The 13,218-nt window shown below is 61.3% G+C and carries 12 protein-coding genes; 5 read left to right on the plus strand and 7 right to left on the minus strand.

Translation table 11 applies throughout. The features are described 5' to 3' along the window. Positions 1-29: 29 nt before the first annotated feature. Together P3T24_RS07005 and P3T24_RS07010 are read right to left on the minus strand one after the other, a co-directional pair. Positions 30-1,136 (minus strand): ABC transporter permease, encoded by a 1,107-nt coding sequence (locus P3T24_RS07005; RefSeq protein WP_429433384.1) that lies wholly within the window; start codon positions 1,134-1,136, stop codon positions 30-32. 119 nt (positions 1,137-1,255) lie between these two features. Beyond that, complete coding sequence (locus P3T24_RS07010) at positions 1,256-2,857, minus strand: ABC transporter ATP-binding protein (protein WP_074264345.1); 1,602 nt, start codon at positions 2,855-2,857, stop codon at positions 1,256-1,258. A gap of 254 nt (positions 2,858-3,111) precedes the next feature. On the opposite strand from P3T24_RS07010, the gene P3T24_RS07015 reads away from it, so the two are divergent. Next, positions 3,112-4,044, plus strand: a complete 933-nt coding sequence (locus tag P3T24_RS07015) for a LysR substrate-binding domain-containing protein (protein ID WP_012433318.1) — start codon at positions 3,112-3,114, stop codon at positions 4,042-4,044. Positions 4,045-4,140: 96 nt separating this feature from the next. On the opposite strand, the gene P3T24_RS07020 is transcribed toward P3T24_RS07015, so the two are convergent. Continuing rightward, complete coding sequence (locus P3T24_RS07020; protein ID WP_429433386.1) at positions 4,141-5,547, minus strand: 8-oxoguanine deaminase; 1,407 nt, start codon at positions 5,545-5,547, stop codon at positions 4,141-4,143. A gap of 607 nt (positions 5,548-6,154) precedes the next feature. Here P3T24_RS07020 and uraH point away from each other — a divergent pair. The 4 genes from uraH (at position 6,155) to P3T24_RS07040 (ending at position 9,937) form a co-directional block, all read left to right on the plus strand. Next, on the plus strand, positions 6,155-6,508 hold the full coding sequence (gene uraH, locus P3T24_RS07025; RefSeq protein ID WP_074264343.1) for a hydroxyisourate hydrolase: 354 nt from the start codon (positions 6,155-6,157) through the stop codon (positions 6,506-6,508). A 328-nt stretch (positions 6,509-6,836) separates the two neighbouring features. Further along, on the plus strand, positions 6,837-8,030 hold the full coding sequence (locus P3T24_RS07030; RefSeq protein ID WP_074264342.1) for a urate hydroxylase PuuD: 1,194 nt from the start codon (positions 6,837-6,839) through the stop codon (positions 8,028-8,030). A 276-nt stretch (positions 8,031-8,306) separates the two neighbouring features. After that, entirely contained in the window at positions 8,307-8,576 is a 270-nt protein-coding gene (locus tag P3T24_RS07035) for a helix-turn-helix transcriptional regulator (RefSeq protein ID WP_074264341.1), read from the plus strand. Beyond that, a complete protein-coding gene (locus P3T24_RS07040) occupies positions 8,573-9,937 on the plus strand; it encodes a type II toxin-antitoxin system HipA family toxin (RefSeq protein ID WP_429433388.1) in 1,365 nt (454 codons plus the stop codon). The genes P3T24_RS07035 and P3T24_RS07040 overlap by 4 nt, the downstream gene beginning before the upstream one ends. Before the next feature lie 94 nt (positions 9,938-10,031). Here the strand turns inward: P3T24_RS07040 and P3T24_RS07045 are convergent, their stop codons facing one another. From P3T24_RS07045 to puuE, 4 genes are all read right to left on the minus strand, one after another. After that, positions 10,032-10,544, minus strand: coding sequence for an ureidoglycolate lyase (locus tag P3T24_RS07045; RefSeq protein WP_429433390.1), 513 nt, complete (start codon positions 10,542-10,544; stop codon positions 10,032-10,034). Beyond that, complete coding sequence (gene alc, locus P3T24_RS07050) at positions 10,544-11,554, minus strand: allantoicase (protein ID WP_429404770.1); 1,011 nt, start codon at positions 11,552-11,554, stop codon at positions 10,544-10,546. The genes P3T24_RS07045 and alc overlap by 1 nt, the downstream gene beginning before the upstream one ends. Positions 11,555-11,654: 100 nt before the next feature. Then, complete coding sequence (gene uraD / locus P3T24_RS07055) at positions 11,655-12,176, minus strand: 2-oxo-4-hydroxy-4-carboxy-5-ureidoimidazoline decarboxylase (protein WP_429433392.1); 522 nt, start codon at positions 12,174-12,176, stop codon at positions 11,655-11,657. Further along, complete coding sequence (puuE, locus tag P3T24_RS07060; RefSeq protein ID WP_074264336.1) at positions 12,173-13,123, minus strand: allantoinase PuuE; 951 nt, start codon at positions 13,121-13,123, stop codon at positions 12,173-12,175. Before puuE ends, uraD begins: the two co-directional genes overlap by 4 nt. Between the last annotated feature and the right edge of the window lie 95 nt (positions 13,124-13,218).

The raw sequence follows: 13,218 nt of genomic DNA on the forward strand, positions 1-13,218 counted from the left end.
AAGACCGGGTCGGGGAAAATCAGTGGGCTTCAGTTCGCGTGAGCGGTCGTATTGCGACGGCGCACGCGGTAATTCACAAACAGGTCGGCACCCAGCAGGCAGAACAGCAGCAGCCCCTGGAACACGCCGGAAAGCGCCTGCGGCAACTGCATCGAGGTCTGCACCGCCTCACCGCCGAGATACAGCAGTGCCATCAGCAGGCTCGCCAGCACGATCCCGACAGGATGCAAGCGCCCCACGAACACGACGATGATCGCGGTGAAGCCATAGCCCGGCGACCAGGTGGCCTGCAACTGGCCAATCGGCCCGGAGATTTCGCCCATGCCCGCCAGCCCGGCGAGACCGCCGCTGATCAGAAGCGAGGTCCAGATGGTTTTCTTGTCGGAGAAGCCGGCGTAGCGCGCGGCTAGCGGAGCGAGGCCGCCCACGTTCATCCGGAAGCCGGCAAAGCTCTTGCGCATGAACAGCCATACGAGTGGAATTGCGACGAACGTGACGAAGATCGACGCATTCAGACGCGTGCCGCGCAGGAATTTCCAGTGCCAGTCGCCGGAGAACGTCGGATACAGCGCGTCACCGCTGAACATTTCGGAGAGCGGAAAATTCATGCCCTGCGGATCGCGCCACGGACCGCTCACCAGATAGATCAGCAACTGGGCCGCGACGTAGGTGAGCATCAGGCTCGTGAGAATCTCGTTGGTGTTGTAGCGGCTCTTCAGGAACGCGGGAATCGCCGCCCACACCATGCCGCCGGCGATACCCGCCAGCATCATGGTCGGCAGAATCCACCAGCCGCTCGCCTGATCGAAATAGATCGCCACGCCGCTCGCGGCAATACCGCCGAGCAGCATCTGCCCTTCGGCGCCAATGTTCCAGACGTTGGCGCGATAGCCGATCGCGAGACCCAGTCCGATCAGGCACAAGGGCGACGCCTTGAGCAGCAGTTCGGACCAGCCGTTCACATCGGACAGCGGTTCGATAAAGAACGCGTGCATCGCCTCCAGCGGATCGCGGCCGACCAGGCCGAAAATCAGGAAGCCGAGCGCAAGCGTGAGCACTGCGGCGATCAGCGGCACAGCGAGCTGCATCGAGCGTGAGGGCGCAGTGCGGGCTTCGAGTCGATACGGAAAAATCATAAGTCTGCGTGGGATCGTAAGTTGAGGCGTGGGGCTGCTATAGGTGTTGTTTCGGATGTCAATCTACGTGGACTACGCCTGCCGTAAGGCCCGCAGTTGCGCCGTGATCTACGCCACACTCAGGCGTGCGCCGGTTGTCCGGGCGAAGGCGCCGCGCCCTCTTCCCGCGCGCCGAACAGGCCTGCCATCCATCTGCCGATCTCCTCGGCGTTGGTCTCGCCGGTGACGCGCACGGGCGACAGCCGGCCGCGCGCGAGCACCGCGATGCGGTCGCATATATCGAACAGCTCTTCCAGTTCTTCCGAGATCACCAGAATCGCGACGCCGCGTGCCGACAGATCGAGCAACTGCTGTCGAATGAACGCGGCGGCGCCGACGTCGACACCCCAGGTAGGCTGCGCGACCACGAGCACCTTAGGCGCCTGCAAAATCTCGCGTCCCACGATGTACTTCTGCAGATTGCCGCCCGACAGGCTCTGCGCGATTGCTTCGGTACCGCCACAACGCACATCGAAGGCATCGATGCATTTCTTCGCGAAGCTGCGCATCGCACCCGCCTTGATCCAGCCGGACTGCACCATCTTCTGGCGATGCCCCGTCAGCAGCGCATTTTCGGCAAGCGTCATGGCCGGCACAGCGCCGCGCCCCAGGCGCTCCTCCGGGACGAAGCCGAAGCCGAGCGAGCGGCGCCCGCCTGCGCCGAGTCTGCCCGCGGCCTTGCCGCAAATCGTGATCGCGTCGGCGCGCGCGCCGCGTTGCTCGCCAGAGAGCGCCGCCAGCAATTCGGCCTGGCCGTTGCCCGACACACCCGCAATGCCGAAGATTTCGCCGGCATGCACGCTGAACGAGACGTCGTCGAGCGAGGTACCGAACGGATCGTCGCTCGCCGCCGAAAGATGCTTCACGTCGAGTAGCACATCGCCCGGTGTGTGAGCGCGACGCGTGTAGTCGGGCAACGAATGCCCCACCATCAGTTGCGCCAGCGACGCGTGCGTCTCTTCGCGCGGCTTCACATGACCGGTCACGCGGCCACCGCGCATCACCGTTGCCGTGTCGCATAGCTCCTGGATCTCGTCGAGCTTATGGCTGATGTAGAGGATGCTGCAGCCTTCGGCGGCGAGACGTCTCAATGTCTCGAACAGCTTGCGGACCGCTTGCGGCGTGAGCACCGAAGTCGGCTCGTCCATGATCAGCAGACGCGGGTTCTGCAGCAGACAACGCACGATCTCAACGCGCTGCCGTTCGCCCACTGTCAGGCTGTGCACGTGACGCTGCGGATCGATATCGAGGCCGTAATCCGCCGACACTTCGCGGATGCGTTTGGCGAGCGTCTTCAGGTCGAACGGTTCATCGAGCGCGAGCGCGATGTTCTCGCCTACCGTCAACGTCTCGAACAACGAGAAGTGCTGGAACACCATGCCGATGCCGAGCTTGCGCGCTGCGGCCGGGCTCGCGATTTCGACCGTCTGTCCTTCCCAGCGAATTTCACCGGCATCAGGCCGCACCGCGCCGTAGATGATCTTCATCAGCGTGCTCTTGCCCGCACCGTTCTCACCGAGCACAGCGTGGATTTCACCGGGCGCGACGATCAGCGTCACGTCGTCGTTGGCGCGCACGGCCGGATATTGCTTGCTGATGCCTGCCAGCACGAGGCGCGGCACGACGGCCGGCCCACCTGCGGGGTGCGCGGCGTCGCCGTTATAAGAAGAAGAGTCGCCCATGAGTTTCCGTAATACGCCAATGACTGTCTGTTGCAACGAGGCGGCGCGCCCCGGCCGAATGCGCCGTGCCTTCGCTATATCGAAATGACGATACCTAATTCGACCCTGTCAGTCGAGCCGCCAAAATTCCCCGCAAACCCGCGCCAGCACGTGCTGTGCGGGTATCCCTCTCTTGACGCATCTTTCTGTTCATATTAAAAGTCATATACCCAAAGGCCCGTTCGATCAGCCACAACATATATTTCGGAGAAGTCATGAGCCAGCAACGCGAGGCGATCGACACATATTTATTACGCGTCTTGCACACCCTCCTGATGGAGCGCAGCGTGACGCGCGCCGCCGTCAAACTCAACCAGTCCCAGCCCGCCATCAGCGCGGCGCTGCGGCGTCTGCGCGACATCACCGGCGACCCGCTGCTGGTGCGCGGCAAGTCCGGCATGGTCCCGACCGAGTACGGGCTGCGTCTGCTCGAACCGGTGCAAAACGCCCTGCGCGAAATCGAGCGCATCAAGTTCCAGCAACACAATTTCGATCCGGCCACTTCGATCCGCTGCTACCGGATTGGCTGCCCCGATTATCTGAACGTGCTGTTCGTGCCAACCGTGGTGGAGCGCTTCCGCCAGGCGGCGCCCAACGCGACGCTTGAGTTTCACTCGCTCGGGCCGGCGTTCGACTATGAACTGGCGCTCGAGGACGGCAAGCTCGATATCGTCGTCGGCAACTGGCCGGAGCCGCCCGAGCAGCTGCATCTGTCGAACCTGTTTGTCGACCAGATCGTCTGCCTGATGAGCAACGCGCATCCGTTCGCCAAGCGCGGCGGGTTGACGCTCGACCAGTATCTGAATGCTCCGCATCTTGCGCCTACTCCCTATTCGGTGGGCCAACGCGGCGCGATCGACGTGCACCTCGCGCGCGAGCGCTTAAAGCGTCATGTCGTCGTGACTCTGCCGTACTTCAACCTCGCGCCGTATGTGCTGATCAAGTCGGATCTGATCTTCACGACAACGCGGCTCTTCGCCGATTACTACGCTAAATTTCTGCCCCTTACTGTGGTGCCCGCGCCACTCGATTTCCCGCCGATGCAGTACTACCAGTTGTGGCACGAACGCGTGCATTACTCCGATGAAGTGCGTTGGTTGCGAAGCCTTGTTGCCGAGGCGACCAAGACCTTGATCGATAAACCCTGATGCTTGCCGGCCCGCGTCGCAGGACGCGGGCCGGTTGTGCGCGTTTGCATTTGCCTTCGTTCTGCGTCAGACCTGCGTTGACCGAAACAAAACCTGTCAGGCCGCAGCCTGATACAACGTCTTTGCCAACCGGTTGTGCTGCTCGATGACCGGACCCAGCTCGACAGTCGTCAACTGTCCGTCTTTCACTACGACCTTCCCGCCAATCACGCTATGCGACACCTGCGACGGCGCACAGAACACCAGTGCCGCCACCGGGTCGTGCAAGGCGCCGGCAAACAAAGGCTGACGCAGGTCGAACGCCACAAAATCTGCTGCCATGCCCGGCGCCAATGCACCGATATCGTCACGGTTGAGCACCTTCGCGCCGCCCAGCGTCGCGATCTCCAAAGCTTCACGCGCGGTCATCGCATCTGGACCGAAACCGACACGCTGCAGCAACAACGCCTGACGCACTTCGGCGACCATCTGCGCGCCGTCGTTCGATGCCGAACCGTCCACACCGAGACCCACCGGCACGCCGGCCAACCGCATCCGCTTGACCGGAGCGATGCCTGAGGCGAGCCGCATGTTCGAACACGGACAATGCGCGACGCCCGTCCCAGTGCGCGCAAACAGAGCGATGCCAGCATCGTCCAGTTGCACACAGTGGGCATGCCATACGTCATGGCCCACCCAGCCCAGATCCTCCGCATACTCCGCCGGCGTCATGCCGAATTTCTCGCGGCTGTAAGCAATATCGTTGACGTTTTCCGCCAGATGCGTGTGCAGCGACACACCGTATTGACGCGCCAGCACCGCCGATTCGCGCATCAGATCGCGGCTCACCGAAAACGGCGAACAGGGCGCGACCACCACGCGCAGCATCGCGTAACGCCCATCGTCGTGATACGTCTCGATCAGACGCTGCGTGTCCTTCAATATGTCCGGTTCGCGCTCTACAACCGAGTCGGGCGGCAAACCGCCGTCCTTCTGTCCCACGCTCATGCTGCCGCGCGCCGCGTGAAAGCGCATGCCGATCCGGCGCGCTGCCGCAATGCTGTCGTCGAGCCGGCTCCCGTTCGGGTAGATGTACAAGTGATCGCTCGAAGTCGTGCAGCCGGACAGCACTAGCTCCGCCATCGCGGTCAGCGTCGAGACTTCGATCATCTCCGGCGTGAGGTTCGCCCACACCTTGTACAGGTTCGTCAGCCAACCGAACAATTCGGCGTCCTGCGCTGCCGGAATTGCCCGCGTCAGGCTCTGATACATGTGGTGATGCGTGTTGATCAGGCCCGGTATCACCAGGTGCCCGCGCATATCCAGTACTTCATCGGCCGTTTGCGGCAACTCTGCGGTCGGTCCGACTGCGACGATCCGGTTGTCCTCGATATACAGGCCGCCGTCGCGCAACTCGCGCCTTGCGCCATCCATCGTGACCAGCACGTCTGCGTGCTTTACCAGCATTGTCTTGCCGTGCCTGTTTGCGCCCGCTTGCGCGCCTGCCTGTTGCGTCATCGTCATTCGTTTTCTCCGCTCTGTTGCTGCCGCCGCGGTGCGCCTTCGCTCAGGCCGGCCGTGACGGCGAGGCTGATACCGGCCGTGCCGGTACGCCATACCGTGTGCAAAGTCGTTCGAATGCGATGCGGCGCACACGCTACCGTGCCGCCGCGTTCATTCGAACGCCGTTGGCCCGGTTACCCAGCGTGCTACGCCGTCTTCGGGGTGCGCGGCATTGCTGCTGCGCACAGACGTAACCTTCGACGGCCAAAATAACGCTGACAACTCACGCCGTTGCGATACCCAACCTCACGCAGCCGATATAGTGGGCTTTTTTGGCGCCGGTAGGATCGGGACAAACGGTCATCCAGGTCTCGTGACCGCTGGGCAACGGTTTGCACGGGTCTTACGGGTCATCACCACGAGTCTTACAGCAGGCTGTCATGCGCCAGGTATTATCTTTCCTATCGCTCGCGCGCGGACGCGAACATCCTTTTTACAATGGCTGCCACGGCGCTCGCTTTCATTCGCCGACGGGTATGTAGCCACTGACGTGGAGCCTCGATCCGCCGCAACGTATTCTGGATCGGGCCGCCGCCGAAACCTCGCATTCACATAAGGAAAATTGCGAATGGGAAAGCTCACTACCCACGTGCTCGACACCGCAAACGGCCGTCCCGGCGCGGGCATCAAGGTCGAACTCTTCGCGCTCACCGGCGACACTCGCCGTGCGCTGAAAACCACGCTCACCAATAACGACGGCCGCTGCGATCAGCCGCTGCTCGAAGGCGATGCTCTGGTCGCAGGCGAATACGAACTCGTGTTCGGCGCGGGCGATTATTTCGCTTCGATCGGCACGAAGGTGCCGGAGCCTCGCTTCGTCGATCGTGTCGTGCTGCGCTTTGGCGTGGCCGATGCCAGTGCGCACTATCACGTGCCGCTACTGGTGTCGCCGTGGTCGTACAGCACGTATCGAGGCAGCTAAGGGGCACGTGCGACGCCACGGGCACAGGATGGAGACCGGGCCAGGCTCACGCCTAACCGACATCGCCACCGCTGCCTTTCGCAGATGACTGGAGACACCTGCGAAGCGCAGCCAATGCGATCCCCCTGCCCGCAACCCGTCGCTGAGACCGATGGCGTTGAACCGATAACCCGCAATACGGCGCTGTGCGAACTGAGCGCACCGCGTCCCCTAACAGCAGTTTGTGCGAGTCGCGCATGGCAGATGAATCACCGGGCCGTCATCTTCATTGACCCGGCATCGAGCCACCGCCCGCCGCGCAGACAACGAATCAGAAGTGGAGGAGTTCATGGAAGGCTTTATCACTGACTGGCTGAACCTGGCATTGCGCTGGTTTCACGTCATCGCCGCGATCGCCTGGATCGGCGAGTCGTTTTATTTCGTCGCACTCGACAACAGCCTGAAACCACCGACGGATCCGAACCAGCGCCGGCGTGGCGTGTTCGGCGAGCTGTGGCACGTGCACGGCGGCGGCTTCTACAACATGCAGAAGTACACCGTCGCGCCGCCGGAAATGCCGGACGACCTGCATTGGTCGAAGTGGCCGTCGTACACCACCTGGTTGTCGGGCGCGAGTCTCTTCACCGTGCTGTATCTGTTCTCACCGAGCACCTACCTGATCGACACGAGCGTGATGGATATGGGCCCGGTGGTGGCCGTGTTCTCCGCGCTCGGTTTTCTGGCCGCAGGCTGGATTGTCTACGACTCGCTGTGCCGGATGCTGGGCAACAAGGACAAGGTGCTCGGTATCTGCGTCGGCATCTATGTGCTGATCGCAGCATGGCTCGCGTGCCATATCTTCGCTGGTCGTGCGGCGTACCTGATCGTCGGCGCGATGCTCGCGACCATCATGTCGGCCAACGTGTTCTTCGTGATCATTCCGGGCCAACGCAAGATGGTCGACGCGATGCTCAAGGGTGACACGCCGAACCCCATCTACGGCAAGCGCGGCAAGCAACGCTCGGTGCACAACACGTACTTCACTTTGCCCGTGGTGTTCGCGATGCTGTCGAACCACTACGCGATGACGTACACAAACCAGTACAACTGGCTCATCCTCGCGATGATCATGATGGCCGGTGCGCTGATCCGTCAGTTCTTCGTGATGCGCCACCGTGGTCAGGTGCTGTGGTATCTGCCGCTGGTCGGGATTGCGTTCATGTTCGGCGCCCTTTTCTGGACGATGCCGAGGCCGGTGGTGCCGCAGGCGGAAGCAGCTAATGCGCCGACGCTGAAGGTCGCGGACATTGCGCCGATCCTGCAGCAACGTTGTGCCGCGTGCCACTCCGCCCATCCGACCTTGATGGGAGCCGCGCCTGCGGGGGTGATGTTCGATACGCCCGAGGAGATCTCGCAGAATGCGCAGCGCCTGTATCAGCAAGCCGTGACGCTGAAGGCGATGCCGCTCGGGAACGTGACGCATATGACTGACGACGAGCGTCAGAAGATTGCGGCGTGGTTCCAGGCTGGGGCGGAGAAGTAGTGGGTTAGTTGAGGCTGGCCGCTGCGGCGGCCGGCCGTTTCGCCTGGTGGGGTAACAGTTAGCTTAGGCAGCGGGCTTTTCGCGGGAGCGGAAAGCCCGCTTTTTCTTATGGCGCTGCCTGCTGGAGTCAGGCATGAAATTATATCCCTTGGGCTACAAAAACAAGGGTTTTGGCCTATTTTGTAGCCCAAGAGATACAAAATAGAAGTTGCGATTTGTGCCTTTTGGGCTACAATAATTGCTCATTCTCGGCATTTTGATGCCTTGGGGCTACAAATGACCACGCTCGCCGATGTCTCGGACATGTTAAAGGAAGTGCGTCGCGAAGCCAGCCTATCGCAGGAAGAACTGGCACAGCGCGCCGGCGTTGCGCGCACCACCGTCGCACGAATGGAAACGCTCGCAAAAAATGACATGAGCGTATCCGTACTCGTGCGCTTACTCGAGGCAGCAGGTTACGATCTCAAGGTTGTTGCACACGGCCATGGCCGGACACTTGAAGACATCCTTGCCGAGCAGCGTGCGGCATCGGGATCTAACCCATGAAGCTTGATGTTCAGGTCCAAGGCCGGAAAGTCGCAACGCTTTTTCGCGAGCGCGACGACTACGTCCTTCAGTACGAACGGGACACAGCCCCCAGCGATTTCGTCAGTCTGACGATGCCCGTACGACAGGAGGCGTGGCGCTGGCCACGCGACCTGCACCCGTTCTTTCGTCAGAATCTGCCCGAAGGCTATTTGCTTAATCTGATTCGGGAACAATTTGGACCCTTGCTCGACGGCACCGATCTGTCGTTACTTGCGGTGGTGGGTGCAATGGGGATCGGACGTGTCACCGTGACGCCCGAGGGCATCGAACCCGGCACCGAGTTGCAGGCATTGGATGTCAAAGATATCCTTCATGGCGACAACACGACGGAGCATTTCGCCGCGCTGGTTCGCGATTACGCGCGCGCAGCCATCTCGGGCGCTGTGCCAAAGTTCATCGCTCCGCAAAAGAGCTCGACTGACACCCCCACTTTCGACACCCCACTTGGCAAACCCACCATTCGAACGAGCCGATATATTGTCAAAGGTTCGGACGAAAATACGCCGTTCCTGGGGTTCAACGAGTTCTACTCGATGCGTGTGCTAGAACGTCTCGGTGTAGCGCCTGTAGCGCACACGCAGATGTCGGACGATGGCCGGGCACTCGTCGTCGAACGCTTTGACGTGAACGCGGAAGGGTTTCCCGTGCATGGCGTCGAGGACATGTGTGGATTGCTCGGTCTGCCGCCGCATGAGAAATACAACTCGACCACAGAGAAAGTGCTTAATGTCGCGAAAGCTTATTTGCTAGATCGGACCAGCATGCGGCAACAGCTAGAACAACTAAGCTGGCATCTGCTTAGCAACTACGTGGTACGTAACGCGGATTGTCACACGAAGAACATCGCTCTTTTCTATACGTCCGTCGACGACGTCGCTTTCACGCCGGTCTACGACATTGTGACGACGCAAGCCTATCCGCGTTTCGCGGTGAACCCTCCTGGACTGCCAATCGACGGCCGTAAGACATGGGCGGCAGGCAAGGCGCTCGAGCGTTTTTTTAATTCCCGCGTCGGCATCGCACCACCCAAATATACGGCGATGGTTGAAGCACTATGCGACTCTGCGGTATCAGTCGGCTATGAACTGACCGAGGCGGCAAAAAACGAGCCTCAATGGCGTGGGGTAGCAAAACAGATGCTGCACGCGTGGAATGAAGGCATGGAGTCGCTGCGCACTCCGAAGAAAGGCATTCTGTCCAAAAGCCTCAAGCCCGTGATCGAAGCAGCCGGCTTTTCGGCAGCAGAGCCTCCGGAGAGGTCACGCGAAATTATCGGTCAGTCGCCGTTGCTTGCTAAACGCGGACGCTCGAGAGGCTGACGTACGATGCAAAAACGCCCGAGGCTCATGCCCCGGGCGTTTTGTGTTTCCTGCGATTGACGCAATCGCGCCGTATGCGTGATCTGCTACCCCATCAAACCGTTGCCACGCTCAACGCATCCTCGGTCAACCATAGCGACTCAGTGAGATCCTGCTCGTTGAGATTGAGCCCATCGCCGCCGCGATCTACGACGACGAAATCGCTCACCTCACCAAGTGCGATCAGCGGGTGATGCCACACGCCTTTCGCGTAGTTCACGCCCTGCCAGCCGCTCGTCACGAACGCACGAATCTGCGCGGCATCGAGTTCGCCAGCCGGCGCAACCACAACCAGGTACGGCTTGTCGTTCAGCGGCACAAACGCCTGGCTGCCGAGCGGATGGCGCTCGAGCATCTTCACTTCGAACGGCAGCACGCGCGGCTGACCGCGAAACAGGTTCACCAATGTGCGGCCGCCCTCGTCCGTCACATCCACTTTCGCGAGATCGTGATAACGGATCGTCGTGCCGAGGTTGATCGGAATCTGCTTCGCGCCTGCGAGTTCGATCACGTCGCCGAACGGGGCGAACGCTTCCTTCGTCAGCGGTTCGATAGCGAGCGTTTTCATTATGCGAGCGTACCCCACAGACGCAGACGCGAAACTCCGCCGTCCGGAATGATGTTAAAGCGCACGTGTGTCACCGGGCCGAGCGCCGCTACTTCGCTTTCGAAATAGTGCTGGTTGTCCATCTTCAGCTTCTGCTCGCCCAACAACACCGGCCAGAACATGGCCTGCGTGACCAACGAACTGTCGGTGCCGCCCGTCACATACGCCGCCTGGATCGAGCAGCGGTCCGGATAGTTACCCTTGAAGTGCGCAGTATCCACTTCGATTTTCCTGATCACACCCGGTTGTGCGAGGGCAACAATCGCCCAGTCGTTGCCCGGTTCGCGGCGGCGGCGCGTTTCCCAGCCGTCGCCCATGTTCACGCCACGGCCCGGCATCAGGATAGTCGACGCTGCACCGAAGTGCTGGTTGTTTGCTGCGACCAGGTACGCACCGTTTTCCATCGCAGCCAGATCGAACTGCTCAGTGCGGCTCGCGCCGGCCCAGTCCACTTGCGGCTGGCCGTAGACGCGCAGACGTGCGATCCCGCCGTCCGGGTAGATGTTGACGCGCAGATGCGTGTACGCATTGGCGTCGCTGACTTCGTGATAGTGGTGGCTATTGCCTTGCAGTGTGGTCGACGGGACGATTTCGGTCCACTGGGTCGACTGGTTCGGCTGGCCATCCACCACGCGCGCCGCTTCCACCGAAGCCGCCGGCGGGAAGTTACCCGTGAAATGGCTCGTATCGAGGTCGAGACCTTTGATTACGCCCGGACGCGCGAGCTTCACGACGCACCAGTCGTAGCCGGAGATGCGCTTGCGGCGCGTTTCCCAGCCGTCCATCCACTTGCCGTGATCGTCGTACTTGCCCGGAATAAAGACAGCGGGTTCCGGATTCAGCATCCGTTCCTTCGGCGCGAAGAAATCGTCGCTAGCCTCGAGCGCCTGCGCGCCGAGACGCGGGTCCGCCAGGTTCACATAGCGGCGGGTGAAGTCCGGTGCGTTGGGATCGAGAATCGGGAGTGCCATCTTTGTCTTCCTCTTTAATAATGCTAAAAAAACGCTTCGGCTCGCGGGTTGCAGCGGCGCTTAAGAGAGCATGCGCCTGCGTGCTGATACTGACGCGCGGTTACGCGTCGATCAGGTCGTCGAGCCTGAAGCGTGCGATACGGTAGATCTGGTCGAGGCTCGCACGCAATTCGTCGGCGCGGCTATTGTTCACGCGCGCTTCGAAGTTGGCGATGATGCCGTGGCGGTCGTACCCGCGCACCGCGAGAATGAATGGGAAGCCAAACTTCTCGCGATACGCGGCGTTCAGCGTCACCAGTCTGTCGAATTCTTCCTGCGTGCATTGCGACAGGCCCGCTCCGCTCTGTTCGCGGGTCGATTCGGCCGTCAGTTCACCACGCACGGCAGCTTTGCCCGCGAGCTCCGGGTGGGCGTTGATCAGCGCGAGCTGCTTCGTTTCGCCTGCCGTCTCGACCGCGTTTGACATCGTGCGATGCAGCGCGTCGATGCTGGCGAAAGGCCGTTGCTCCGCTGCGAGTTCCGCCACCCAGGGCGAGTGCTCGAAAATGCCCGACAGCGCCGCGACGAACGCGTCGGTGGAAATGCTGTTGAGTTGATTCAGAGAGTATTGCATCGCCTTCATGCCGCATCCCCGCGGTGGTGTTGTTGGTAAGGATGGTGCTCGCGCCAGTGCCGCGCAATATCCACACGCCGCGTCACCCAGACGCGGTCGTGCCGTTCGATATGATCGAGGAAGCGTTGCAGCGCGCGGAAGCGGCCCGGGCGGCCCAGCAGACGGCAATGCATGCCGATTGAAAGCATCTTCGGCGCTTCGTCGCCCTCTTCGTACAGCACGTCGAAAGCGTCGCGCAGATAAGTGAAGAAGTGATCGGCGGTATTGAAGCCTTGCGGGCTCGCAAAGCGCATGTCGTTGGTGTCTAGCGTGTACGGCACGATCAGTTGCGGCGATTTCGCGCCGCCGCTGACTTCGACGTCCATCCAGAACGGCAGGTCATCGCCGTAGTAATCCGAGTCGTACAGGAAGCCGCCGTATTCGGCGACGAGGCGATGCGTATTGGGACTGTCGCGGCCGGTGTACCAGCCAAGCGGACGCTCACCCGTCACGCGTTCGATCGCTTCCATGCCGAGGCGCATATGTTCCGCCTCTTTCTCCGGCGACACGTCCTGGTAGTGAATCCAGCGGTAGCCATGGCAAGCAATCTCGTGCCCCAGTTCGACAAACGCACGGGCGAGATCCGGATGACGCTCGATAGCCATGCCGACTCCGAAGACCGTCAGCGGCAGGCCGCGCTTTTCGAATTCGCGCAGGATGCGCCAGACACCGGCGCGCGAGCCATATTCGTAGATCGACTCCATGCTCATATGACGCGCCGGATAGGCTGCCGCACCGACGATCTCCGAGAGGAACTGCTCCGAGCCGGGGTCGCCGTGCAACACGCAGTTTTCGCCGCCCTCTTCATAATTGAGCACGAATTGCACCGCGACGCGTGCCCGTCCGGGCCAGTTTGCCTGCACCGGGTGGCGGCCGTAGCCGATCAGGTCACGTGGATAGTTCGAGTCGAATGGCATGGTTTGACGAATGCGTGCTGACAAAAAGGGAGTGGTGGAACTTGAAACTCACCTGAATCTCGCCGCGACGCCGGCGGAAACCGCCGAAAATGCCC

The sequence above is a fragment of the Paraburkholderia sp. GAS33 genome (assembly GCF_050436645.1).
Classification (GTDB): domain Bacteria; phylum Pseudomonadota; class Gammaproteobacteria; order Burkholderiales; family Burkholderiaceae; genus Paraburkholderia; species Paraburkholderia phenazinium_B.